Source organism: Streptomyces camponoticapitis (assembly GCF_014646115.1).
Classification (GTDB): Bacteria; Actinomycetota; Actinomycetes; order Streptomycetales; family Streptomycetaceae; genus Streptomyces; species Streptomyces camponoticapitis.
This window is the reverse complement of the sequence record NZ_BMMV01000021.1, coordinates 1-22,401: the sequence shown is the minus strand read 5'-3', so window position 1 is coordinate 22,401 and position 22,401 is coordinate 1. Positions and strand designations below refer to the sequence as shown.

Annotated in this window: 10 protein-coding genes and 1 pseudogene; 8 read left to right on the top strand and 3 right to left on the bottom strand. The window is 73.6% G+C overall.

What is annotated here, in order from left to right; translation table 11 throughout:
* Window positions 1-4: 4 nt before the first annotated feature.
* Genes IEY79_RS27115 through IEY79_RS27105 form a run of 3 tightly spaced genes read right to left on the bottom strand, consistent with a single transcriptional unit; the run spans window position 5 to window position 11,613 of the window.
* Window positions 5-5,626 carry a type I polyketide synthase gene (locus IEY79_RS27115; protein WP_189110253.1) on the bottom strand — a complete coding sequence of 1,874 codons (5,622 nt, stop codon included), beginning with the start codon at window positions 5,624-5,626 and terminating at the stop codon, window positions 5-7.
* A gap of 37 nt (window positions 5,627-5,663) precedes the next feature.
* On the bottom strand, window positions 5,664-9,230 hold the full coding sequence (locus IEY79_RS27110; protein ID WP_189110252.1) for a non-ribosomal peptide synthetase: 3,567 nt from the start codon (window positions 9,228-9,230) through the stop codon (window positions 5,664-5,666).
* Window positions 9,223-11,613, bottom strand: a complete 2,391-nt coding sequence (locus IEY79_RS27105) for a lantibiotic dehydratase (protein WP_229701161.1) — start codon at window positions 11,611-11,613, stop codon at window positions 9,223-9,225. Before IEY79_RS27105 ends, IEY79_RS27110 begins: the two co-directional genes overlap by 8 nt.
* A 262-nt stretch (window positions 11,614-11,875) precedes the next feature.
* On the opposite strand from IEY79_RS27105, the gene IEY79_RS27100 reads away from it, so the two are divergent.
* The 8 genes and pseudogenes from IEY79_RS27100 to IEY79_RS27065 all read left to right on the top strand — a co-directional run bounded on the left by IEY79_RS27100 (window position 11,876) and on the right by IEY79_RS27065 (window position 22,265).
* Window positions 11,876-12,976: a potassium transporter TrkA gene (locus IEY79_RS27100; RefSeq protein WP_189110251.1), complete on the top strand. Its 1,101-nt coding sequence runs from the start codon at window positions 11,876-11,878 to the stop codon at window positions 12,974-12,976.
* A gap of 98 nt (window positions 12,977-13,074) precedes the next feature.
* Entirely contained in the window at window positions 13,075-15,027 is a 1,953-nt protein-coding gene (locus IEY79_RS27095; protein WP_189110250.1) for a non-ribosomal peptide synthetase, read from the top strand.
* Window positions 15,027-16,799 (top strand): beta-ketoacyl synthase N-terminal-like domain-containing protein, encoded by a 1,773-nt coding sequence (locus IEY79_RS27090; protein ID WP_189110249.1) that lies wholly within the window; start codon window positions 15,027-15,029, stop codon window positions 16,797-16,799. Before IEY79_RS27095 ends, IEY79_RS27090 begins: the two co-directional genes overlap by 1 nt.
* On the top strand, window positions 16,796-18,154 hold the full coding sequence (locus IEY79_RS27085; RefSeq protein ID WP_189110248.1) for a DUF6002 family protein: 1,359 nt from the start codon (window positions 16,796-16,798) through the stop codon (window positions 18,152-18,154). Before IEY79_RS27090 ends, IEY79_RS27085 begins: the two co-directional genes overlap by 4 nt.
* 175 nt (window positions 18,155-18,329) lie before the next feature.
* Window positions 18,330-18,602, top strand: a complete 273-nt coding sequence (locus IEY79_RS27080; RefSeq protein WP_189110247.1) for a DUF1876 domain-containing protein — start codon at window positions 18,330-18,332, stop codon at window positions 18,600-18,602.
* A 262-nt stretch (window positions 18,603-18,864) separates the two neighbouring features.
* Complete coding sequence (locus IEY79_RS27075; protein WP_229701160.1) at window positions 18,865-19,248, top strand: hypothetical protein; 384 nt, start codon at window positions 18,865-18,867, stop codon at window positions 19,246-19,248.
* Window positions 19,249-20,041: 793 nt separating this feature from the next.
* Entirely contained in the window at window positions 20,042-21,259 is a 1,218-nt protein-coding gene (locus tag IEY79_RS27070) for a hypothetical protein (RefSeq protein WP_189110246.1), read from the top strand.
* A 168-nt stretch (window positions 21,260-21,427) separates the two neighbouring features.
* Window positions 21,428-22,265: pseudogene (locus tag IEY79_RS27065) on the top strand (alpha/beta fold hydrolase).
* Window positions 22,266-22,401: the final 136 nt, after the last annotated feature.

The following is a 22,401-nucleotide window of genomic DNA, read 5'->3' as shown; positions in this document are numbered from 1 at the left end:
CCGATCAGCTCGGGCGCGGGCGCGGGAGGACCGGGATCGTCGTGGCCTCCTGAGCGGAGGGCGCGGTCGTCGGCTCCGGCCGCGCCGCCCGCAGTTCGGCGATGCGCGTGGCCATGCCCGCGACCGTGGGGGAGTCGAACAGCGTCCTCATCGGCAGCCGTACCCCGGTGGCCTTGCGGATCTGCGCGACCAGTTGCACGGCCACCAGTGAATTCCCGCCCAGCTCGAAGAAGTCGTCGTCCTCGGCGATGTCCTCCTCGCCGAGGACCGCCGACCACACCCGGCCGACGGTGGCCGCCAGGTCGTCACCGCCGGCCGGGGCCCGGCCGGACGGTTCGGCGACGAGCGGTTCGGGCGTCTCGCCGCGTAGCACGGCCAGGGCCCGTTCGGCCCGTGCCGCGCTGCCGCGCAGCATGGCGTCGTACCGCCCCGGGGTGATCAGCACGTGTGCGGCCGGCGCCGCGGCCACCACCCGGTGGAGCGCCGCCAGACCGTCGGCGGGCATGATCGCCCAGGGGTCGACGGTCCCGGCGTCCGGTGCGGCGGCGGCTTCCCGTACCGCGTTTTCCCCCGTCGTGGTTCGCGGCAACGTGGTTCCCGGCCCCGTGGCGACCGCCGCGCGTATCGCGTCCTGTTCGACGGCGCGCAGCATGAAGTCGGCCACCGTGACGAGCGGCCGCCCGTCGTCGTCGGTGACGGTGAAGTCCCAGGAGACGAGTGCGGCGGTGTCGTCGTGCGCGCCGTCGCGCCACCGGTGCACCCACACCGCGGAGTTCAGCGGGGCGTGGACGCGCACCCGGCCGTAGCCGATCGGCAGCCGGGCGCCCTCGCCGCCCGGCCCGACCGGCATGGTCGCCACGTCCAGCAGTGCGGGATGCAGCGGCCACTCGGCGCCGTCCGCCCCGGCCGGGACCAGGCGGACCAGTTCCTCGTCGGTGCCGATCCACGCCTCGCGCAGGCAGTGCCAGCGCGGCCCGAACGTCAGGACCCGGCTGCCGCCGAGCTGCTTGTCGAAGCGCTCGACCTCCGCCGCCGACTCGTCGCACCGCCGGCGGACCGCCGCGAGGTCGACCCGTGCGGCACCGTCCGGCCGGACCCACGCGGCGTGTCCGCGGGTGTGGGAGCGCACGGCGCCGTCGCGCACGCTGGAGACGGTGAACTCCACCCCGTCGGCGTCCGGCCGCAGGGCGACACGGATCTCCGTCCGCGTACCGTCGGGGGCGGTGATCGGCTCGGTGAACGCGACGTCGGTCAGCTCCAGTTCGCTCTCCCCGTCCGGCGCGGGCCGCCAGGCCGTCACTGCCGCGCGGATCAGTTCGAGCTGGCCGGTCCCGGGCACCACGGGCACCCCGCCGATGCGGTGCTCGTCGAGCAGCCAGTGCTGTTCGGCCGAGACGGTGCCGTGGCAGTAGGCGGGGGCGCCGCCGGATGCCGGCACCAGCTCCGTCAGCACCGGGTGGGTGATCGGCACGGCGCCGGTCCGGCCGGGCGACGCGGCGGGCGCGGCCGAGAGGCCGGGCAGATCGCGTGCGGTGGAGCGGGCGGCCATCCCGATCCGGGCCCAGGCCCCCCAGCCGAGCGACAGCACCGGGGCCGACCAGCCGTGCGCCGAGGCGGCGTAGGCGTCCAGGAAGGCGTTGGCGCCGGTGTAGTCCGTGTCGCCGATGCCGCCGACGACGGAGGACACCGAGGAGAACAGCACCACCGTGTCCAGCGGAAGGTCCCCGAACACGGCCCGCAGTGCCAGTGTTCCGGCCACCTTCGGCGCGAGCACCGCACGGGCGGCGTCGAGCGTCTTGACCTCCAGCATGCCGTCACCCGGCAGCCCCGCCGAGTGGATGATGCCGTCCAGCCGCCCGAACCGGGCGAGCACCTCTTCGCGGACCCGCCGCAGCGCGGCCGGATCGCACACGTCGGCGGCCACCGTCAGCACCTCGCCACCCGCCGCCTCCATCCGTTCCACGGCGGCGACCGCCGTGGAGCCACGGCCCGGGGTGCCGCGCAGCGCGGTCCACCCGTCCCGTGGCGGCAGTCCGGAGCGGCCGAGCAGGACCAGCCGGGCCCGGAAGCGGCGGGCCAGATCCTCGGCGACCGCCAGTCCGAGGCCGTCGTAGCCTCCGGTGATCAGATAGACGCCGCCCGTACGCCAGGGGCCCGTCCCGCCGCCCGGCAGCTGCACCTGCTCGAAGCCGCGAACCCAGAGGCGGCCGCCGCGCAGTGCCAGCGGCCGGTCCCGGTCGCTTCCGGGGTCCCGCCACAGCGCGGCGACCAGCCGGTCCGCGGTCCCGCTACCGGGCTGCCCGCGGTCGAGGTCGAGGTGGCGGGCGGTGACGGCGGGCAGTTCCCGGTTGACGGCGAGCACGGCCCCGGCCACGGTCGCGTGCTCGGGGCGGTGCGCGTCGTCCCCGACGACGTCGTGCACCCCGGCGGTGACCACATCGAGGTGTACGGGGAGGTCGGCGGCCTCGGCGGCGAGGGCCCGTGCCAGGCAGACCAGGCTGAGGTAGCCGTGCCGCTGGGCCGACCAGGCAGCCGTGACGGGGTCCTCATCGATCTCGGAGGCCGTCGACCAGGCGTGTACGATCCGGGCGCCCTCGGTGAGGATCCCGTCGGCCAGCAGGGCCCGTACCAGGGCGAGGTAGTCGTCCGGCTCGTCGGGGCGCACGGTGTGCCCGTCGGCGCCGTCGCGGGCGTAGCCGCTGCCGGGGCGCACCCGTGTCACCGCCGTCCCGGCTCGCGTCAGCGCGGCGGCCAGGCCGTCGGTGCTGTCCTCCGACGCGTCGAAGAGTACGCAGGAGGGAGCCGGCCGGGCCCCGGGCGTGGGGGCCAGTCGCCGCCAGACCGGTACCTGGAACCACTTGTCCGGCTCGGCAGGGACCCGGTCCTCGGCAGCCGTACCGGTGGTGACCTCGGCCTTCGCGGGCGCGGTCGGCGCCGGATCAGGCTCGACCCAGCAGCGGACCCGTTCGTACGGGTAGGCCGGCAGCGGCACCCGCGCCGCCCGCTGCCCGAACGCCCCGGGGTCCAGCGAGAATCCACGGGTCCAGAGAGTGCCGGCGGCGGTGTAGCAGACGGTCGCGTCGTCGGCTGACTCGGTCGGTCCGGGCAGGCTGGGCAGCACCAGCGCGTCACGGCCGGTCTGCATCCGCACCAGTCCGGCGAGCTGCCGGCCCGGTCCGCACTCCACGAACGCCCACTCGCCGTCGGCCAGCAGAGTGCCGACGCAGTCGCCGAAGCGGACGGTGCCGCGCAGGTGCCGCGCCCAGTACGCCGGGTCGGCGGCGTCCTCGGCCGTGAACCACGTACCGGTGACGTTGGACAGGAAGGGCAGCCGAGGGGCCCGCCGCTCCACGGCGGCCACGGCGGCGGTGAACTCGGCGACGATCGGGTCCATCATCGGGGAGTGGAAGGCGTGCGAGGTGCGCAGCTCGCGGCTGCGGATCCCGTCGGCCTTCAGCTTGGCGGCGAACTCCGCCACCGCGTCGGCCGGACCGGCCACCACGCACACGGCCGGCCCGTTCACGGTGGCCACCGACAGCCCGGCGGGCAGCCCCGGCGCGACCTGCTCGGCCGGCTGCTGCACGGCGAGCATCGCGCCGGCCGGCAGACTGTCCATCAGCCGTCCGCGCAGCGCCACCAGGCGGAGCGCGTCCGGGAGTTCGAACACCCCGGCGAGGGTGGCGGCGGCGTACTCGCCGATGGAGTGGCCGACCATCGCGTCCGGCGAGTGGCCCCACGAGCGCCAGAGCATGGCGAGCGCGAACTCCACCGTGAAAAGCGCCGGCTGGGTGTGGACGGTACGGCGCAACTGCCGCTCGGCGGCCTCCCGTTCGGCCCGCGCGGCCTCGGTGTCCGGGCCGCTGCCGTCGGCGAGCAGCAACTGCCTCAGGTCCAGGCCCAGTTCGGGGGCGAGAAGTTCGGCGCAGGTGTCGACGGCGTCGCGGAAGACGGGCTCGGTGCGGTAGAGCGCCGCGCCCATGCCGGCGTACTGGGCGCCCTGCCCGGGGAAGAGCCAGGCCAGCCGTGGGCGCTCCTGCGCGGCCTCACCCGCCGGGCGGCGCTTGCCCGCCCTGAGCGCGGCCACCGCGGACGCGCTGTCGGCGGCGACGACCGCCGTACGGTGCCGGTGCTCGGGCCGGCCGACCCGCAGCGTGTGTGCCACGTCGGCGACGGCCAGTTCGGGCCGGTCGGCCAGGTGCGCGGCGAGCTCTTCCACCGCGGTGGTCAGGGCCTCGGGGGTGCGCGCGGACACCTGCAGCAGGTGCGCGGACCGGTCGGAGGGGGTGCCCGCGGAGCTCGGGGCCTCCTCCAGGACGACGTGCGCGTTGGTGCCGCCGATACCGAACGAGCTGACCCCGGCCCGGAGCGGCGTGCCGTCGCTCTCCCAGGTGGCCAGCGTGGCGTTGACGTAGAACGGGCTGGTCCGGAAGTCGATGGCGGGGTTGGGTGATTCGTAGCCGACGCTGGGCGGGATCATCCGGTGGCGCAGGGCCAGCGCCGTCTTGATCAGTCCGGCGGCCCCGGCGGCCTGGCTCAGATGGCCCATGTTGGACTTGAGCGAGCTGAGACCGCACCAGCCCCGCTCGTCGGTCCCCCTGCCGTACGCCTGCGACAGCGCGCTCACCTCGATCGGGTCGCCGAGGCGGGTGGCCGTGCCGTGCGCCTCGACGTGGCTCACCGTTCGGGGGTCGACCCCCGCCACGGACAGGGCCGTCGACACCACGGCGGCCTGTCCCGGCACGCTGGGCGCGGTGAAGCCCACCTTGCCGGCGCCGTCGTTGTTGACCGCGCTGCCCCGGATCACCGCGTGCACGTGATCGCCGTCGGCCAGCGCGTCGGACAGCCGCTTGAGCAGCACCATGGCGCCCCCGGAGGCCCATACGGTGCCCGTCGCGGCGGCGTCGAAGGGGCGGCAGCGGCCGTCGGCCGAGTCGACCCCGCCCTCGGTGTGGAGGTAGCCGTGGTTGAGCGGCAGCTCGATGGACGCGCCGCCGGCCAGGGCCAGATCGCATTCGCCGCCGCGCAGCGACTCACAGGCGGTGTGCACGGCGACCAGCGAGGTGGAGCAGGCCGTGTGCACGCTGACGCTCGGTCCGCGCAGGTCGAGGTGGTACGAGGTGGTGGTCGTGACGTAGTCGGCCAGGTTGGCGTTGGACAGGGCCATCGAGCCGTCCAGGGCTTCGGACACGGCGCGGTTGGCGCCGAGGTGCCGCCAGTAGTACCGGGTCGGTCCGACCCCGCCGTAGACGCCGATGTCCCCGTCGAAGCGCCTCGGGTCGTAACCGCCGTCCTGCAGCGCGGTGTTCGCCAGCTCCAGGAAGAGCCGGATCTGCGGATCGGCCAGCTCCGCCTCACGGCGGGTCATGCCGAAGTAGCCGTAGTCGAACGACTCGAGGTGGTCCAGGGAGGACACCACCGGCACGTACGACGCGTCGTCCGCCAACGCGGGCGACACTCCCGCGGCGAGCAGTTCGGCGCGCGGCACGGTGCGGGTCGACACCACACCGTCGACCAGGTTGCGCCACAGGGTGTCGACGTCGGGCGCGCCGGGGAGGCGGCACGCCATACCCACGATCGCGATCGGTTCGACGTCGTCGCCGCCGGGGGTGTCCTGCGGGGTCGTCATTTCTGCCTCTCCGAGTACGGAAGCCGGGCGGTGCTGATCAGTTGGGCCCGCGCCGACGGGCGGCGCGGGACAGGGCGCGGCCGCGGCGCGCCCGGCCCCGGTCCGCGCCCCGGTCCGCACCGGCCGCCGGTGCGGCACCGTCGAGATGGGCGGCGAGCGCGCGGGCGTTCGGGTGGTGGAACAGGTCCACGACCCTCAGCTGTCGGCCGAGTACCTCCTCCAGCCGCTGCCGCACGGTGACGAGCAGGAGTGACGTGCCACCGGCATCGAAGAAGTTGTCGGTGGCCGCGATGTCGTCGCGCTCCAGGACCTGCCGCCAGACGGCCAGCAGGGCCGCCTCGGTGGCTCCGCCCGGTGCGGGGAGCGCCGGGAGGGCCGGTGGCCCGGCCGGCGCGGGCCCCGCGGTCGCGTCCTCGAACAGATCGGCGTACGGGGCGAGACCGGTCTCCCCGGCCGGGCGGTCCGGCGCTTCGAGGAAACGTTCCAGCAGATGGACGTAGGCGGCGAGCAGCCGCTCCGCGCGGGTGGTGGTGAAACGGTCGGTGTTGTGGACGAGTTCGATCCGGTAGCGCCCGTCGGCCTCGGCGGCGTAGACGGTCAGGTCGAACGGCGCCCCGGGCACCGGTACGGGCTCCGCCGTGACATCGAGTCCGGGCAGTTCGAGCTGTGGCTGCGGGAAGTTGTAGGCGTTGAACAGGACCTGGACCAGCGGCTGGCGCGACGCGTCGCGGGGCAGCCGCAATGCCTCCACCAGCCGCTCGACCGGTGCCTCGGGGTGGGCCAACGCGTCGAGCAACTCCTCCCGGGTGCCTCGCACCTCGTCCCGGAAGCTCCGGTCGCCGGCCGGGCGCAACCGAAGCGGCACCACCTCGATGAAGAAGCCCACCAGATCAAGGAACGCGGGGTGCCGGCGGTCCACCGCGGGTGTGCCGACGACCAGGTCGTCGCGCCCGGCGAGCCGACCGGCGAGCTGGCCGAGGACGGCCAGCAGTACCGCAGAAGGCGTGGCCCCGCAGTCACGGGCCAGCGCGTGCACCGCCGCGGTGGTCCCGGCCCCGAGAAGCGTCTCCACGCGCCCGCCCCGGAAGGTCTGTTCGGAAGGACGGGGCCGGTCGCCGGGGAGTTCCAGCACGGGCGGTACGCCCTCCAGATGCTCCAGCCACCAGCCCAGATCGCTCTCCGCGCGACGGTCCGCCCGGTCCGCCCGCCAGGCCACGTAGTCGGCGAACGAGGCCGCCGCCGGTGGCAGCGGCGCCGCGCCCCGGGCGTACGCCGCGCCCAGGTCGTGCAGGAACAGCCCCTGCGACCAGCCGTCGAAGACGGCGTGGTGGGCGGTGAAGGCCAGCACGTGCTCGTCCTCGCCCACCAGGAACAGACGGGCCCGCCAGAGCCGGTCGGCGGCCAGGTCGAAGCGGGCCCCGGCAACCTCCGTGAGCGACGCCGCCAGGGCGTCGGCCCGCTCCGCCGGCTGCAGCGCCGTCAGATCGGTGACGGGCAGGGGGACATCACCGGCGGGGTCGATCACCACGGCCGGAGCCCCGTCGACGGTGGGTATCCGCCAGCGCAGCACCTCGTGCCGCCGGGCCACCTCGGCCAGGGCGGACGCGAGCACCGCAGGGTCCAGCGGGCCACGCAGCCGCTGTGCCAGCGCGATGTTGTACGCCCCGCTCTCCACCGTGAGCTGGTCGAGGAACCAGAGCCGTCGTTGCGCGGCCGACAGCGCCGGCGGGTTGCCGCGCGTCAGCTCCGGACCGGTCGGCGCGGCGGTGACCAGGGCGGCGGCGAGACCGTCGACCGTACGGGCGCGCAGGACGTCCTCGATCCGTACGTCCCGGTCCAGGTCGGCCCGCAACCGGGCGACCAGTCGCATCGCGCCGAGGGAGTGGCCGCCGGCGTCGAAGAAGGTGTCCTCACCGGAGCGCACCGGTACGCCCAGCACGTCGGCCCAGGCACGGGCGACCACGGCCGCCTCCTCGCTCTCCGGCTGCCAGCCGCCGCCGGGTTCCGCCGTGGCCGGTGACATCAGTTCGTGCAGCGCCGCCCGGTCCGTCTTGCCGGACGTGTTGCGCGGCAGCGCGTCGAGCCGGACGAAACGCGCGGGCACCATGGCTGCCGGCAGCAACTGGGCGCAGTGCTCGCGCAGGGCCGCGTCGGACGGAGCGCGCGCGGGCGTCAGGAACGCGGTCAGCACCGGGCCGGCCGTGGTCGGGACCAGGTCGACGAACGCCTGACGGACCCCGGGGTGGCCGGCCAGGGTAGCCTCCACCTCCCCGGGCTCGACGCGGTGACCGCGGACCTTGAGCTGCCGGTCGGCGCGGCAGAGGTAGCGCAGGGCTCCATCCGGTTCCCAGGCCGCCAGGTCGCCCGTCCGGTAGAGCCGCCCGCCCGACCCCGAGAAGGGGTCGGCGACGAACCGCTGCGCGGTCAGCCCCGGCCGTCCGAGATAGCCACGGGCGAGACCGGCGCCGCCGACCAGCAGCTCGCCCGCCGTGCCGACCGGCACCGGGCGCAGCGCCTCGTCCACCACGTACACCCGCAGGTTCGGCAGCGGGCGGCCCATCGGGACCGGCCGGGTCCAGTCGCCGACGGCGTCCTGGGCGGTGGCCTCGACGGTGGTCTCGGTCGGGCCGTAGGCGTTGACGAAGCGCAGCCTCGGCGCCTCGGCGGTGCCCGCCCAGCGCCGTACCTGATCGGGCGCCACCGGTTCGGCGGTGGCCACGAGCACCCGCAGTTCGGGGAAATCGGCCGGGTCCAGCAGGGGCAGCATCGACACCGGTGGGGCGGCCCAGGTGACCCGGTGAGCGGCGGCGAAGCGGCCGAGCCGGTCCGGGGAGCGGCGGTCGGCCTCCGGCACCAGGGCGACGGTGCCGCCGACGGCCAGCGTGGTGAAGATCTCCAGGACGCTCACGTCGAAGCCGAAGGAGGCGGTGGCCAGGGCTGTCGTGTCCCTACCGATCCCGAGTCGGTGTGCGGAGGCCGTCAAAAACGCCGTCACGCTGCGATGGGTGACCACCACGCCCTTCGGGGCGCCGGTCGACCCGGAGGTGTACATCACGTACGCCGGGTTGTCCGGCGACAGCGTTTTCAAGGACGGGTGGTCCGGTGGGACCGGGCCGTCGGCCGGGGACGCCTGGTCCGGTCCCGGTTCGGCCGGGGCGTCCGCGCCGAGGGCCGGCGCGTTCACGAACAGCCGGTCCGGCGCGGCGTCGGCGAGCAACGCGCGGCCCTCGGCGTCGACGACCGTCAGCTCCACACCGGCGTCGTCGAGTACGGCCCGCAGCCGGTCGCGCGGGTGCGTCGGGTCCAGCGGCACATAGGCACCGCCCGCGAGCATGACGCCCAGCATCGCCGCGACGGTGTGCGGCCGGCGCCGCCCGCACACCCCGACCGTGGCCTCGGGGCCGACGCCGAGGCCACGCAGCGTCCGGGCGAGTCCGCCGGCCGAGGCGACCAGTTCGGCGTAGGTCACCGTACGGCGGCCCTGCCGCACCGCGATCGCGCCGGGGCGCCGCTGTGCCGCCGCCAGGACTGCCGCCGGCACGGTCGGCGCTTCCGCCGCGAGCGATTCCCCCCTGCCCCAGTCTTCGGGCACGGCCTCAGTCATCGGTGCCCCCCTTGGTGTGCGGTGGCACGAGCGGATCAAGGATCTGCATGCGCAGCTCCGAGTAGTAGGTGCGGCCCGCGGCGTCCGGCACCCAGGTGTCCTCGGGGAGCGGCAGCGCCTCCGTGACCACCACCTCGACGTCGGCTCCGCCGTCCAGCCAGGCGCCGCGCATCATGGAGACGAGCGAGAGCACCAGCGGCGGGCTGGTCAGATCCGCGTAGGTGGGCTTGAGTTCGGTGCCGAGGCGGATGAACACCCGGTCCGGCAGACCGAGTTCCGCCGCCCAGCGCCGGGCCGCGAGATACCGCTGTGCGTAGCCCTTGGCGGTGGCCAAACCGGTCGACCCGACCGTGCACCGCCAGGTCTCGCGCTCCACGACAAGCCGGTCGATCGTCACCCGAGGGGTGTGCGCGCCGGCCGCGACCAGCTTGAACGCGTCGGCCGTGTGCATGGACAGGAAGTCGGCGAACACCTCCAGCAGCGGCCACTCCTGTCCGTCGGTGTGCCGGGCCACCAGGTCGCCGTCCCGCTCGGTCACCGTCAGCGCGGTGACCGGTAGCAGCCGGGAGTGCTCGGCGCCGGGTGCCGGAACGAAGCCGAGCTGCCAGTTGTCCGGCGACCACAGCAGGTCGGCGACCCGGGCGGTCATCCGGGGGAAGTCGTCGGGCAGCAGCAGTTGCACCCGGTTCGTCCCGAGATCCCGGTCGATCGCGGCCCGCAGGGCGCCCGGCCGGGGGTGGGCACGGCTGAACACACCGGTGCAGAGCGTCAGATAGGCCGCGTGCAGCTCGCCGAGTACCACCGTGTAGTCACCGGCGGCCAGCTTCTTCACGCTGGGTGCGACGATCTGCAGGTCGGGGCTGTGGATACGGGCGGTGGACCAGCCGGGCCCCGGCGCGTCGAACAGGTCGGCGGCGCGGGCGGACAGCTCCTCCGAGCGCAGTCGCACCCGGTGGGTGCCCGGTGCCGGCTCCGTACCGCCCGTCAGCTCGGCCCACCGGTCGGCGAAGGCGGCCACCACGTCGTCGACCGGCCGTCGGGCGGTGCCGAAGAAGAGGCCGTGGGCGAGATAGCGCAGATCGCCCAGCGGCACGTCCCGGGTGCCGAGGTCGGCGCACAGCTCGGCGTAGACCTCCCGCAGCGCCTGCCGGTACGCGGACGCCAGGGTGTGGCTGAGCCAGCGCGCCGCCGTGAGAAGTACGTGGAGTGCGGGCGCCAGCTCCGCCAGCAGCGGCCGGCCGAACGAGAGCTCCAGGTCGCGGTCGGTGTCCTCGTGGCACAGCGTGCGTCCCGCGTACGTCTGCCCGGCCCTGCGACGGCTGTCCAGCCCGGTCAGCTCGGTGAAGACCTCGTCCAGCCGGACCGTCGCGGCGTGCACGGCGGCGGAGTCGCCCGCCGCGACGGCCAGTTCGGCGCGGGCGGCGTCCAGCCGGCCGAACTCCTCGCGGGCGGCCTCGCGGGCGGCCGGATCGCCGATCGCTTCGATGGCCGCGGCCAGGATCGGTTCGGCGGTGAGATTCAGCGGCAGGTCGATGCCCCAGCGCAGCACGCCGCGCTCGCTGAGCCGCTCCAGCAGCATGAACCCGTCCGCGTCGCGGCGGACGGGATTGCCGTCGTCCGCGACGAGTTCGGCCACCAGGGCGGCCGCCGGGCGCGGCATGGACAGCCGGGAGAGCAGCGCCGCCTCGGCGCGGGTGAGCTCCGTGGCCGGGGCCACCGGGCGGTGCAGCATCCCTTCTCGTACGGAGAGTTGGGGCTGCAGCGCCACCGGCAGATGCGGCCGGAAGCGCGGGTCGGAGGCCAGCCGGTCGGCGAACGCCGCCAGCGCCCACCACTCGAAGTACACCTGACGCCCGGTCATCAGGGCGGGGCCCGGTCGGGCCGTCACCACGGCGTCGTCGTCGGTCAGCCGGCCCCAGCACACCGGGCCGAAGAAGCCGATGCTGTCGTTCTTGGCGCAGTAGCGCTGCCAGTAGCGGGCCACCACCACCTGTCGGCGGCGGGTCTTGCGGTCCGGCGGGGCGTTGGGGCCGGACGCGCGCAGCCCGTCCAGGGACGCCAGCAGGCCGGGGTTCTGCCAGGTGATCGCCTCGCGGAAGAGCGGATCGCCCGCTATCTCGTACAGCCGGGCGCCGACGGCGGAGGCGGCCTTCCCGAAGGCCGCGCGGTAGGCGTCCTCGTCGATGTCTCCCGCGAGGCGGGCCTCGGCGGCGGAGGCGGCCGAGGCGGAGGCGAACAGGTTCAGTCCCTCGGCGGGGAACCCGGTGGAGCGCAGGACGGTGTCGCGCCACACCCGCCAGGGGGTTCCGGGCAGTTCGGCCAGCTCGACCGGCTCCTCGCCACTGCCGTACACGGCCGGCGCGGACAACGGCGAAACCCTCAAGCCAAGCTCCCCCCGGAAAACGCCCCACCGGTGCACGGTAGTTGGCCGCCGACACCACACCGCCGCAGGAACACCGGCCGGAAAGGGCTTAGTTGATCTCGTACTGAGTGGGCATGCTAGCCACGGCGTCGGTGCTTGGGAAGGGTTCGAATACCTTGTCGCGGAGCCCTCTCACCCGGGCGATCAGGCGTTACTATCCAGCGGTGCCGATACCGAAGATCACTTTTGTGACCGCGAGACCGCACGCGCCGGCCCGGACGCGATGACGGTGCCCAGGGTCGTGGTGGTCGGCAGCGGGTCTCTGGCCGCCTCCGTCTGCGCCGCCCTGGCGACAACCGCCGGCCCGCCGCTGCGGGTGGTCGTGGCCGCCCGCGGGGACAGCGCCGGAGAATTGTGCCAACTGGCGTCCACACGAGCCGCGTTGGCCGGTCGCGACGTGCGCTTCCGGGCCTTGACGACCGGGCCGGACATGCGGGCCGCGCTGCCCGAGCTGATCCGTCAGGAGGCGCCGGACGGCGTGCTGCTGTGCGCTTCCCACCAGTCGCCGTGGGAGCGCCGTGCGGCGCCCTCAGCCTGGACCGCGCTCGTCGGACGCGCCGGCTTCGGGGTGACGCTCCCGCTTCAGGCGGATCTCGCCGTGGTGGCCGGCCGCGCGGCGGCCGAGTGCGGCTCCTGGTTCGTCAACGCCTGTTTCCCGGACGCGGTCAACCCGGTGCTGGCCGCCCTGAGGGTGCCGGTGCTGTGCGGCATCGGCAACGTCGCGCTGCTGGCCGCGAGTCTGCAGGCCCGGCTCGGGCTGCCCGACCAGCGCCGGCTGCGGCTGGTCGGCCACCATCTGCATCTGAACCCGCCCGGCCCGGCGGGCGAGGCGCTCGGCTGGCTGGACGACGAGCCGCTGAACGGGGTCACCGAGGCGCTGGCCGGTCAGCGGGCCTGCGACCGCTCGGCCCTCAACCAGGTGACCGGACAGGCGGGGGCCATGCTGATCGACGCGCTGGCGAACCGCACCGAACTGGACACCAGCCTGCCGGGCGTGGCCGGGCTGCCCGGCGGCTACCCCGTGAGGATCAGCGACGGCCGCGTCACCCTGCGGCTGCCGGCCGGACTGAGCCGGGCCGAGGCGGTCGCCGCCAACCAGCGGTGGTCGTACGCCGACGGGATCGTCGTCGAGGGCGGGCGGGTCAGCTTCGCCCCGCCCGCGGCGGCGGCGCTCAGGGAGGCCGAACCGGGGTGGGAGAACGCGGACTTCCCGGCCGACCGGACCCCGGAGGTCTGCCGCAGACTGCTCGCGCTGCGCGAGCGCCTGCGCCGTACACCGGCGGGGGTCTCCGCCGGACCGGAAGGGAACGGTGGGGCCAGGTGACCGCGACGACTCCGCACGACCGGCGGCCGGATCCGGAACCGGAGGGGACATCGTCTCTTCCGGGATCGGACGCGGTACCGCCTCCTCCGTACCCCGCCGTGGCACCGCCGGTACCCTTCGCCGACCTGCACCGCCCGGGGAACGGGTACCGGCCGCTCGGCGACCATGGGACGATCCCGGCCGCGTTCGCCGCACAGGCCGCCCGGCGGCCCGACGCCGTGGCGGTGGTCGGCGAGGGCGAACCGTGGACGTACCGCATGCTCGCGGACGCCGCCAACCGGACGGCCGCCGCACTCCGCGCCGCCGGCCTCCGGCACGGTGACCGCGTCGGCATCCTGCTGGACCACTCGCCCGAGACCGTGGCCGCGATCCTCGGCGTTCTGTTCGCCGGCGGCTGCTACGTACCGCTGAACCCGGCCCATCCCGTACCCCGCCTGGCGCAGCTCGTCGCGCTCGCCGGCATCGACATCGTGATAGCGGACGGCGCCTGCCCGGCGGACCGGCTCCGGGCCGAATCGCTGCGCGTGGTGCCGCCGCCGGCGCCGACCCGCACCGCCGGACCGCAGGCCCTCCCCGACGAGCAGCCGACCGGCCCCGCCGACCGCTCGGTCCAGCCCGACGACCTGGCCTATCTGCTCTGCACCTCCGGGTCCACGGGTCGGCCCAAGGGCGTGCCGCAGACGCACCGCAACGTGCTGCACGGAGTCGCCAACCACCTCGCGAACTTCCGCATCACACCCGCGGACGGGCTGAGCGTGGTGTCCTCCTTCAGTTTCGACATGGCGGTGACCGACACCTTCGCGGCGCTGCTCGCCGGGGCGACCGCCGTCGTCGTGGATGTGCGGCGGCACGGCCCGGCCCATCTCGCACAGGCCCTGGCCGACCGGGGCGTGACCGTCTTCCACTCCACACCGACGGTGTACCGCTACCTGGTCGACGCGCTCGGGGGACGACGCCTGGACACGGTCCGCGCGGTGGTGCTCGGCGGCGAAACCGTGACCCGGCACGACGCGTTGCTCTGCCGCGCGCACTTCGCGCCGGACTGCGTGTTCGTCAACGGGTACGGGGCCACCGAGGCCAGCTTCGCCGTTCAGGACCACCTACCGCCGGACGCCGTGCTGGAGCACGACGTCCTGCCCATCGGCTACCCGCTGGCCGGCTACGTCGTCTCGCTCCTCGGCCCCGCGGGCGAACCCTCCTCCGACGAAGGGGAGATCGTCATCCACAGCCCGTACGTCGCACCCGGCTACTGGCAGGCGCCCGAGCTGACCGCCGACCGGTTCGGCCGCGACGGAGGCACCGGAGGCACCGGAGGCGGCATGTCGAGCTACCGCACCGGCGATCTGGGCCGCCGGCTGCCGGACGGCAGGCTGGCATATCTGGGCAGGCTGGACCGCCAGGTGAAGATCCGCGGCATCCGCGTCGAACTCGGCGAGGTCGAGTACCACCTCGCGGCACTGCCCGGCGTGCTGCGAGCGGTGGCCGTCGCCCGGACCGACGGCTCCGGCCGCACCGAACTGCTGGGTCATGTGCAGCCCGTCGCGGGCACCACGCTCGACCCCGGGGAACTGCGCCGCCGGCTGTCGGCCCGGGTGCCCGAGCATCTGGTGCCCCGCCTGCTGACCGTCCTCGACGCTCTCCCGCTGACCAGCACCGGCAAGGTGGACACCCGGGCACTTCCCGCCCCGCGGGCACCCCGGCCAGCGGCACAGGGCCCGGCGCCGCGTACCGCCACCGAGGAGGCGATAGCCCGGGCGTGGTGCACGGCCCTCGAAACACCGGCAGTCGTCACCGACGCCAACTTCTTCGACCTGGGCGGCAATTCGCTCCTGCTCGCCGATGTGCATCGGCTGCTGCGGGACAGCCTCGGTGTACCAGTGCCGCTGCTGGACATGTTCCGCCATCCGACCGTCGCCGCGCTGGCCCGCCACCTCGACGGCGACGCCACTCCCGACTCCCTTCCCGACGCCGTTCGCCCCACTGCGCCCGCCCTGCGCCGGGTCTCCGAACGGGCCGCGCGCCGGACCCGCCGTGAAGGGAAGGGGCGGTAGTGAGCGAGTACGACGACCGCATCGCCGTCGTCGGCCTCGCCGGCCGGTTCCCCGGCGCGGACAGCGTGCCGGAACTCTGGCGGCTGCTGCGCGACGGCGTCGACGCCGTCCACGACTACACCGAGGCCGAACTGCGGCAACTCGGCATCGGCCCAGGGCTACTGGAGGACCCGGCGCTGGTGCGCTCGGGCGGGGTGCTGCCCGGCGGGGCGCTCGACGGCATCGCCGGGTTCGACGCGGAACTGTTCGGCTTCGACGCCCGTGACGCCGCGCTGCTCGACCCGCAGCACCGGTTGTTCCTCGAGTCGGCCTGGGAGGCGCTGGAGGACGCCGGCTGCGATCCGTCGCGGCACGACGGCGATGTCGGGGTCTTCACCGGCATCTCCACCAACCGGTACTTCCTCTTCCACCTGCTCGGCAACCCCGCGGCCTCGGAGGGCGGCCCGGACGACTGGGAGGCGCAGCTCGCCACCCGGCCCGGCGCCGACTACCTGCCCGCGCAGGTGGCGTACCGCCTCGGCCTGCGCGGGCCGGCCATGGCCGTCCAGACCGCGTGCTCCAGCTCGCTCACGGCCGTCTGCGTCGCGGCGCAGAGCCTCGTCGACTACGGCTGCGACCTCGCCGTCGCCGGCGGTGCGAGCGTCTCGCTGCCGCGCCACCGGCACACGCCCGAGGGGCTGGTCTCACCGGACGGGCGCTGCCGGGCCTTCGACGCGGCGGCCGCCGGCACCGGGTACGGCACCGGTGCCGCCGCGGTGGTCCTCAAGCGCTACGCCGATGTCGACCCGGACCGCGACCGCGTGCACGCCGTGCTGTGCGGCTGGGCGGTGAACAACGACGGCGCCCACCGCGCCGGTTTCGCGGCGCCGGGGGAGGACGGGCAGGCCGCGGTGGTCGCCGAGGCACTCGCCCGCGCCGAGGTGAGCCCGCACGAGCTCGGCTATCTGGAGGCGCACGGCAGCGCCACGGTCCTCGGCGACGCCATAGAACTCGCCGCCCTGCACCAGGTCTGGCGGGCGGCCGGCGCGTCCCCCGCCGGGTCCTGCGCGCTCGGCACCGTCAAGGCCAACATCGGCAACCTCGACGCGGCGTCGGGCATCGCCGGACTGGTGGCCGCCGTCCGCGCCGTCGGCGAGGGCAGCGTCCCCGCCCATGTGCAGTTCCGCGAGCCCCACCCGGAACTCGGGCTCGAAACCGGGCCGTTCACCGTGCCGCGGACGCTGCGGCCCTGGCCGCACGGAGGCAGCCGACTGGCCGGGGTGAGCTCGTTCGGGCTGGGCGGCAGTAACGCACACGTGGTGCTGGAGCAGGCCGACCCGCCCGCTCCGGCACCGGCGGCCGGCTGGCAGCTGCTGCCGCTCTCCGCGCACACCCCGGCGGCCCTCTCCGAGGCCTGCCGACGGCTGGCCGGGCACCTGGAGACCGCCGGCCCCGGCCTGCGCCTGGCAGATGTCGCCTACACCCTGGCCGCGGGCCGCCGGGTCCTGCCGTACCGGGCGGCGATCGCCGCCCGCGAGCCCGCCGAGGCGGCCGCGACGCTGCGCCGGGCCGCGGCGGGACCGCAGGCCGGGCCACCGCTGCCGGACGAGGCCGGACCGGAGCTGCACGCGGTCGCCGACTCCTGGCTGCGCGGTGAGGACACCGACTGGACGAGTTACCTCAAGGACCGCCCGGGACGGGTCTGCACGCTGCCCGCCTACCCGTTCCGGCGCCGGCGGCACTGGATCGATCCGCCGGCCCGTCGGGCAGCAGACCGGGGAGGACCCGCATGACCACCGCACTCGTCGCCGAGCGCAACCTGATCCTCGACTACTACGAACGGTTGCCGCAGGCCGTCGCGGCCCTGGTCGACGACCCGGCGCCGGTCACCGGACCCGGCGCGTTCTCCCCCGGCTTCGCGCTGCCGGAACCGGACGCCGCCGTCCGCGGCTTCTTCGAGCCGGCCCGCGCACAGTGGCGGGAACTGGGCACGTACGCCGGCCACCGGCTGGTCCTGCTGGACCTGGCCGGCAACCCCGGCACACACACCACCAAGACCTTCCCCTCCCTGCTGATCGTCGCCCGCGCCGTGGAGTACATCCGCCGTACGGGCGAAACGGTCATGATCTTCACGCCCACCTCGGCGAACAAGGGGACAGCGCTGCGCGACGCCGTCGCGCGGGCACTGGCCGCCGGGCTGGCCACACCCGACCAGCTGCGGATCGCCACGCTGGCCCCGGCCTCCGGCCGGTCCAAGCTACGGGCCGGAAGCCTGACCGACGACGCTGAACTGCGGGCCCGCAACCCGTTGATGGTGTACGACGGCGAGCGAGCCGAGGACGTCAAGGCGCTGGCCCGGCAGTTCACCGACGCGTACGCGGCGGACCTCAAACGGCGCCATGGCGTGAACCTCTGGTTCTCGCTGGACCTGCGCAACTACCTCGTGGCCGACACCGCACGGGCCTTTTTCGAGCAGGACGTGGATCCGACCGACGCCGCCGGGCCGCGGCTGCACGCACACGCCGTGTCGAGCGCGTTCGGACTGCTCGGGTACCACGCGGGCCGGGACGTGCTGGAGGCCGCCGGCGCGGCACGTGCGGCGAGCCGCCCGGCGAGCCTCCTCGTCCAGCACCTGGGGACCCCGGACATGGTGCTCAGCCTGCGCAGGGGCAGCTTCGACCGGACCGGACTGCCGGGCTACGACCGCGACGGCGACGGACTGTGGCGGCAGAAGGCCGACCCGCACTTCCCGGGCGTCGCCGACGAGGTGGACGAGATCCTCGACCCGACCTTCTACACCCACCGCCCGGCCACCTCACCGGCGATGAACGCCATCATCGCGAGGCACGGCGGCGACGGCATCGTGGTATCGCGCCGCGAGTGCCTCGAACGCTACCCGGAGCTGCGAGAACTGCTCGCGGACCACCCCCGTCCGCTGCCGGACGATCCACGGGCGCTCCGCGAGTGGTCGCTGGTCATGGCGCTGACCGGCGTATGCAACGCCGTCGACCGCGGGCTGGTCGACCCGGGCCGCGACGTGGTGGTCCACGGTTCCGGCTGGTACACCGACGACGACGTGCGGACACCGGCGGAATCGGCGCTCGTGCCGGTGTCGACGGTGGAGGACATCACGGCCGCGCTGATGTGAGGACGACCAGCCGGGGGCGGTGCCACGTTCCGGCGACCTCGTCATGCTCGGCGTCGGGTCGCGCTCGTTCGCCGGGGCCCGCTTCGGCTGGCTCCGGGGCCGGGTCGGGCGCAGGCTGGAGATGGAGGGTGTCATGCGGTGCACGGCACAGGGGGCGACTTGGAGGTGGTTCATCATGTCCACGCTCGTGGGATGGCACGTCGAACTGCAATTCACCGAGGAGGGCAACCGCACCACCGCTGCGGCACTGGTCAGACTCGCCGACGGCTCTGAGCTGAGGGGCCGCGGCTACGCGTTGCGTCACCCGACCGACCCGGAGCAACTGCGGGTGGGCGAGGAGATCGCGGGCTCGCGTGCCCTGGCAGACCTGGCCTCGCAGCTTCTGCAGAAGGCGCACGCGGAGATCGACGAGACGACGGGCCGCCACTCGCACCCGATCAACCACTGAGGACCGGCCCGCCGCGAGGGCCCGTCTCCGGTGCCCGATCCTGGGGACCGTGCCTGGTGGAGAACCTCCTCGTCCCGCATCCCCTACGTCCTTGGCGCCGTGCGACCGGCCGCATCGGCGACCTGATTCGGCGTCGCGATCAGCGGGGGAGTGGATTCCGGGGAGGAAGACCAGCCGGACGGGTCGGCACACGGCACGGGCCGCCTCGTTCTCCGACGCTGACGGCTGGGAACTGTCTCTTGGCTCCGACCGTGAGATCGTCGTGCTCGTGATCGAGTCCTGGGTGATCAATGACGACAGCCCTGTGCCTGTGTCGTCCGCGGTGGTGCTGGAGGCTCTGCGGTCGAGGGTCGACAGCGGCCGCCTCGAGACCTGGCTGACCAGTTCGTCCGGGCGGTCGATGATCTTCGTGACAAATACCGAGCGCGCGATGGTGATGCTGCTCGAAGAAGAGGGCGATCCCGGCGAACATGCCGTGGATCCCGGGGCTCCGGGATCGAGTGACGGATTCGTCCTGTCCAACGGGCAGGACGACGAGTACCCGGATGAGGACACCGTCCCCATCCATGAGGCGCTGAGGCTCGTGGAGCAGATCGTCGGCACGGGATCCTGGCCGACGGACGCGCGTTGGGTGGTCGATCGCTGAGGCGGCGATGAGATCGCCACCGGTTTCGGGGCCCCGCAGGGTCGCGGGCTGGTGTACGCGCAGCAGTCCGCCCGGGTGTTCAAGCCATCTTTCGCCGCCGCCCAGGAAGGCGAAGGCCACGGAAACGGCGTCGGCGACCGGCGTGGACAGCGGACGACGCCGCCAACGAATGCAAGTACACGGGCCGAAGCCGGCGCCGCGAACGGGAGACCACGGGGCGAGCGCTTGGCTCCGCCCAGACAGCCGGCGAGACGGCGAGCGAGAAGCGCATAGCCGCCGAGTCCGCCGAGCGCCGCAAGGACTCGATCGCTTCGCGCAGCCAAAGCCCTTGAGGCCGCGGACTGGGCCAGACAGGCGGCGACGGAGGCCCGTACCGCTGCCAAAGCCGAGGCCCGTACCCGCGGTGAACGCACGCGCCGCCTCGGCCAACGCCAGAACCGCCGAAGCGCCGAAGCGGCGAAGGAGGCTCAGCCGCCCTCTCTGAAGGCACATCAGGAAGCATTGGACGCGAAGGACGAGGCGACCAAGACAGCCTCCTTATCGGCAAAGACCGCGGGATTCGCGGTCGCCGCCACCAAGTCGGCGACCGCCGCGCGTGACTCCGTGGCCAGATCGCCAAGCCGATCGCCGAACAGCAGGCGGCGGCAGCCACCTCCAAGTGGGCCGAAGCCGCCACGGCCGCACCTGCGGCGAGCTCCGCCGCGGCGGCGAAGAAGGAAGCCGCTGGAAACGGAGCGTCGACAACCGCGCCGGCCCCCTTCTACTGAGGCAACTGCCTGGGAATGATGGGCTCATGGTCTTACGGGTGCGGTGGAGCGACGTGGGGATCATCGGCGGAGCGATCACGGTGTACTGGATCCCCGACGAGACAGACTTCGACTGGCGCGACGGCTACAACCACGTGACGAGAGCGCTGGGCCATCACCTGACCATCGACCGGAACGTGCACCTTCCGCGCACATCGGAGGAGACCGCGAACTGGGCAGCGGCCGCGGCGGCTTTCGTGGACGAGGCCGCCGCGGCGGGACACGAACTTGACCGCTACCGGCAACTGGTACAGCGATGGCGGCGCTGGCCCCTGCTGGTGCGTCGGCGTGCACAGGCCCGTTACGACCGAGCCGAGGAGCGATACCTAGATCGGGTGGGCGCGGCGGCAGCGGTCTACCAGCCGGTCCATGACCTGATCGAACTGCGGCTTGAGCAGGAGCGCGGTGCCCGGCAGGAGAAACAGCGGCGGGCCGCCGACGAACAGCAGCGGGCCCACCGGACTGCTCTGGCCCGGTTCCTGGCGTGGCGGTGGCGTCAGGAGCTGGCCAACCGCCCGCTGAACGGTGGCTCGACGCTGCGTCAGCGGGCCGCCGACGGTGACGACCCGCCCGTACTCCCGCCGCAGACGGCCGCTGCCGTCGGAGACGTCGGCGCCTGGTGGGCGCGGCTGCGCGCGGCCGCCGACAACGAGCGGGCCCTCGCCGACGCCGTACGAGAGGTGTTCGAGGCGGTCACCGCCACGGCCCAAGCGCTGGAGAGGAGAGGCACGCCGGGTATGACAGCCGTGGCAGGGTCCGGCGTGGTGCTCAACGGCTGGTGGGTCGACTTCTCCTGGCCGGCGCTGCCCGGCCCCGCGGTCATGGGCACACCGCGGGGCGTTCCCGTGGGCCACCTCGGAGCCGGTGAGTGGGACTGCCCGTGGTTTCTGCCCGACCGGGTGTTCCTGGCACGGTCGTGGTCCGGCGATTACCAGCTCGCGGAACTGGGCACCCAGAGGTTCTACGACCACTGGACCCGGGAGAAGTGGTCCACCTCGGACATCGAAGAGTTCGCCGCAGAGCTGATGCCCACCCAGTGGTGGTACGAGGGGCCCGGGCTCTGGCGGACTGGCACCCTTCTGAGTATCCCCTTCACCGAGTATGCCGACCCAGGCGCCTACGCGCGCTGCGTTCACGCCGTGGCCTCTCACGCCGTGGCCGCGTTCCGGGCTCTGGTGCCCGCGGCGGACGCTACGGGGGGATGACGACGAGAAGACCCGATGGGTGGGAGCGGACCGCCACGATGACGGAGGCCACGGCCGCTCTGTGCACGAGGTTGAATTCGATGCTGCGGGACCGATGATTTTTCCGCCGAGCCGCTGTCCCATCTGCATCAGAAGTACGGCACCTCCACGTGAAGCGGAGAGAAAAGCATGGCACCAACTCGCCAGTCGGCGGCCACCGTGAAGTCGACGGTCGTCTCGAGCGACGGCACCCCCACTGCGTTTGAGCGGTCTGGCAGCGGGCCTACGGTAATCCTGGTGTCCTCGGCGCTGGCCGACCGCTCCGACACCAAGAACTCGCCGGCCTCCTCGCCCCGCACTTCACCGTCGTCAACTATGACCGTCGCGGCCGGGGTGCCAGCGGCAACAACACCGACTACACGGTGCGGCGCGAGATCGATGACATCGCGGCGCTGATCGAGCATTCAGGCGGTTCTGCCTCGGTGTTCGGCAGTTCGTCCGGTGCGGTACTCGCCCTGCGCGCCGCCGCTACCGGCCTGAACATCGAGCGGCTCGCGCTCTACGAGCCGCCCTTCGCCGTAGCCCCCTGCGACTTCGGACCACCGCAGGACTCTTCGCACGGCATATCGCTGGTCTGATCGCCGAGAACCGGCGCAGCGAGGCGGTCAAGACCTTCATGACCAAGGCCCAAGGTATGCCCGCGTTCATGGTCGGATCGATGCGGCTGATGCCCGGAGTGTGGTCGAACCTCAAAGAAATGGCCCATACCCTGCCCTACGACATCGCGGTCATGGGCGACACCCAGCAGGGCAAACCCCTCACCGCCGAGATGTGGTCGCCCGCGACTGCACCGACCCTCGTCATGACCGGCTCCAAGAGCCCGGACGGCTTCCAGAGCGCCGCGCGAGCGGTCACGGAGGTGCTGCCCGACGCCGACCATCACACGCTCCAGGGGCTCAATCACGGGGCGGTGGTCATGGCACCAAAGAAACTCGCGCCGATGCTCATCGAGTTCCTTCAAGGCTGAGCTTGTTCTTGATCTTCTGGCTTCGAACGGCGTCCAGAACTTGATCACTCAGGCGGGGGGCGCCGGACCTAGGGCCTGTCCGCAAAGTCATGGGAGCCAGAGTTGTAGGCAGGCGAGGGTGACCATGGCTTGGTAG

Bases quoted from the DNA above. Each gene is read 5' to 3' on its own strand.
- IEY79_RS27115 (WP_189110253.1), bottom strand. From the start codon at position 5,626: ATGACGACCCCGCAGGACACCCCCGGCGGCGACGACGTCGAACCGATC.
- IEY79_RS27110 (WP_189110252.1), bottom strand. From the start codon at position 9,230: ATGACTGAGGCCGTGCCCGAAGACTGGGGCAGGGGGGAATCGCTCGCG.
- IEY79_RS27100 (WP_189110251.1), top strand. From the start codon at position 11,876: ATGACGGTGCCCAGGGTCGTGGTGGTCGGCAGCGGGTCTCTGGCCGCC.
- IEY79_RS27085 (WP_189110248.1), top strand. From the start codon at position 16,796: ATGACCACCGCACTCGTCGCCGAGCGCAACCTGATCCTCGACTACTAC.
- IEY79_RS27080 (WP_189110247.1), top strand. From the start codon at position 18,330: ATGTCCACGCTCGTGGGATGGCACGTCGAACTGCAATTCACCGAGGAG.
- IEY79_RS27070 (WP_189110246.1), top strand. From the start codon at position 20,042: ATGGTCTTACGGGTGCGGTGGAGCGACGTGGGGATCATCGGCGGAGCG.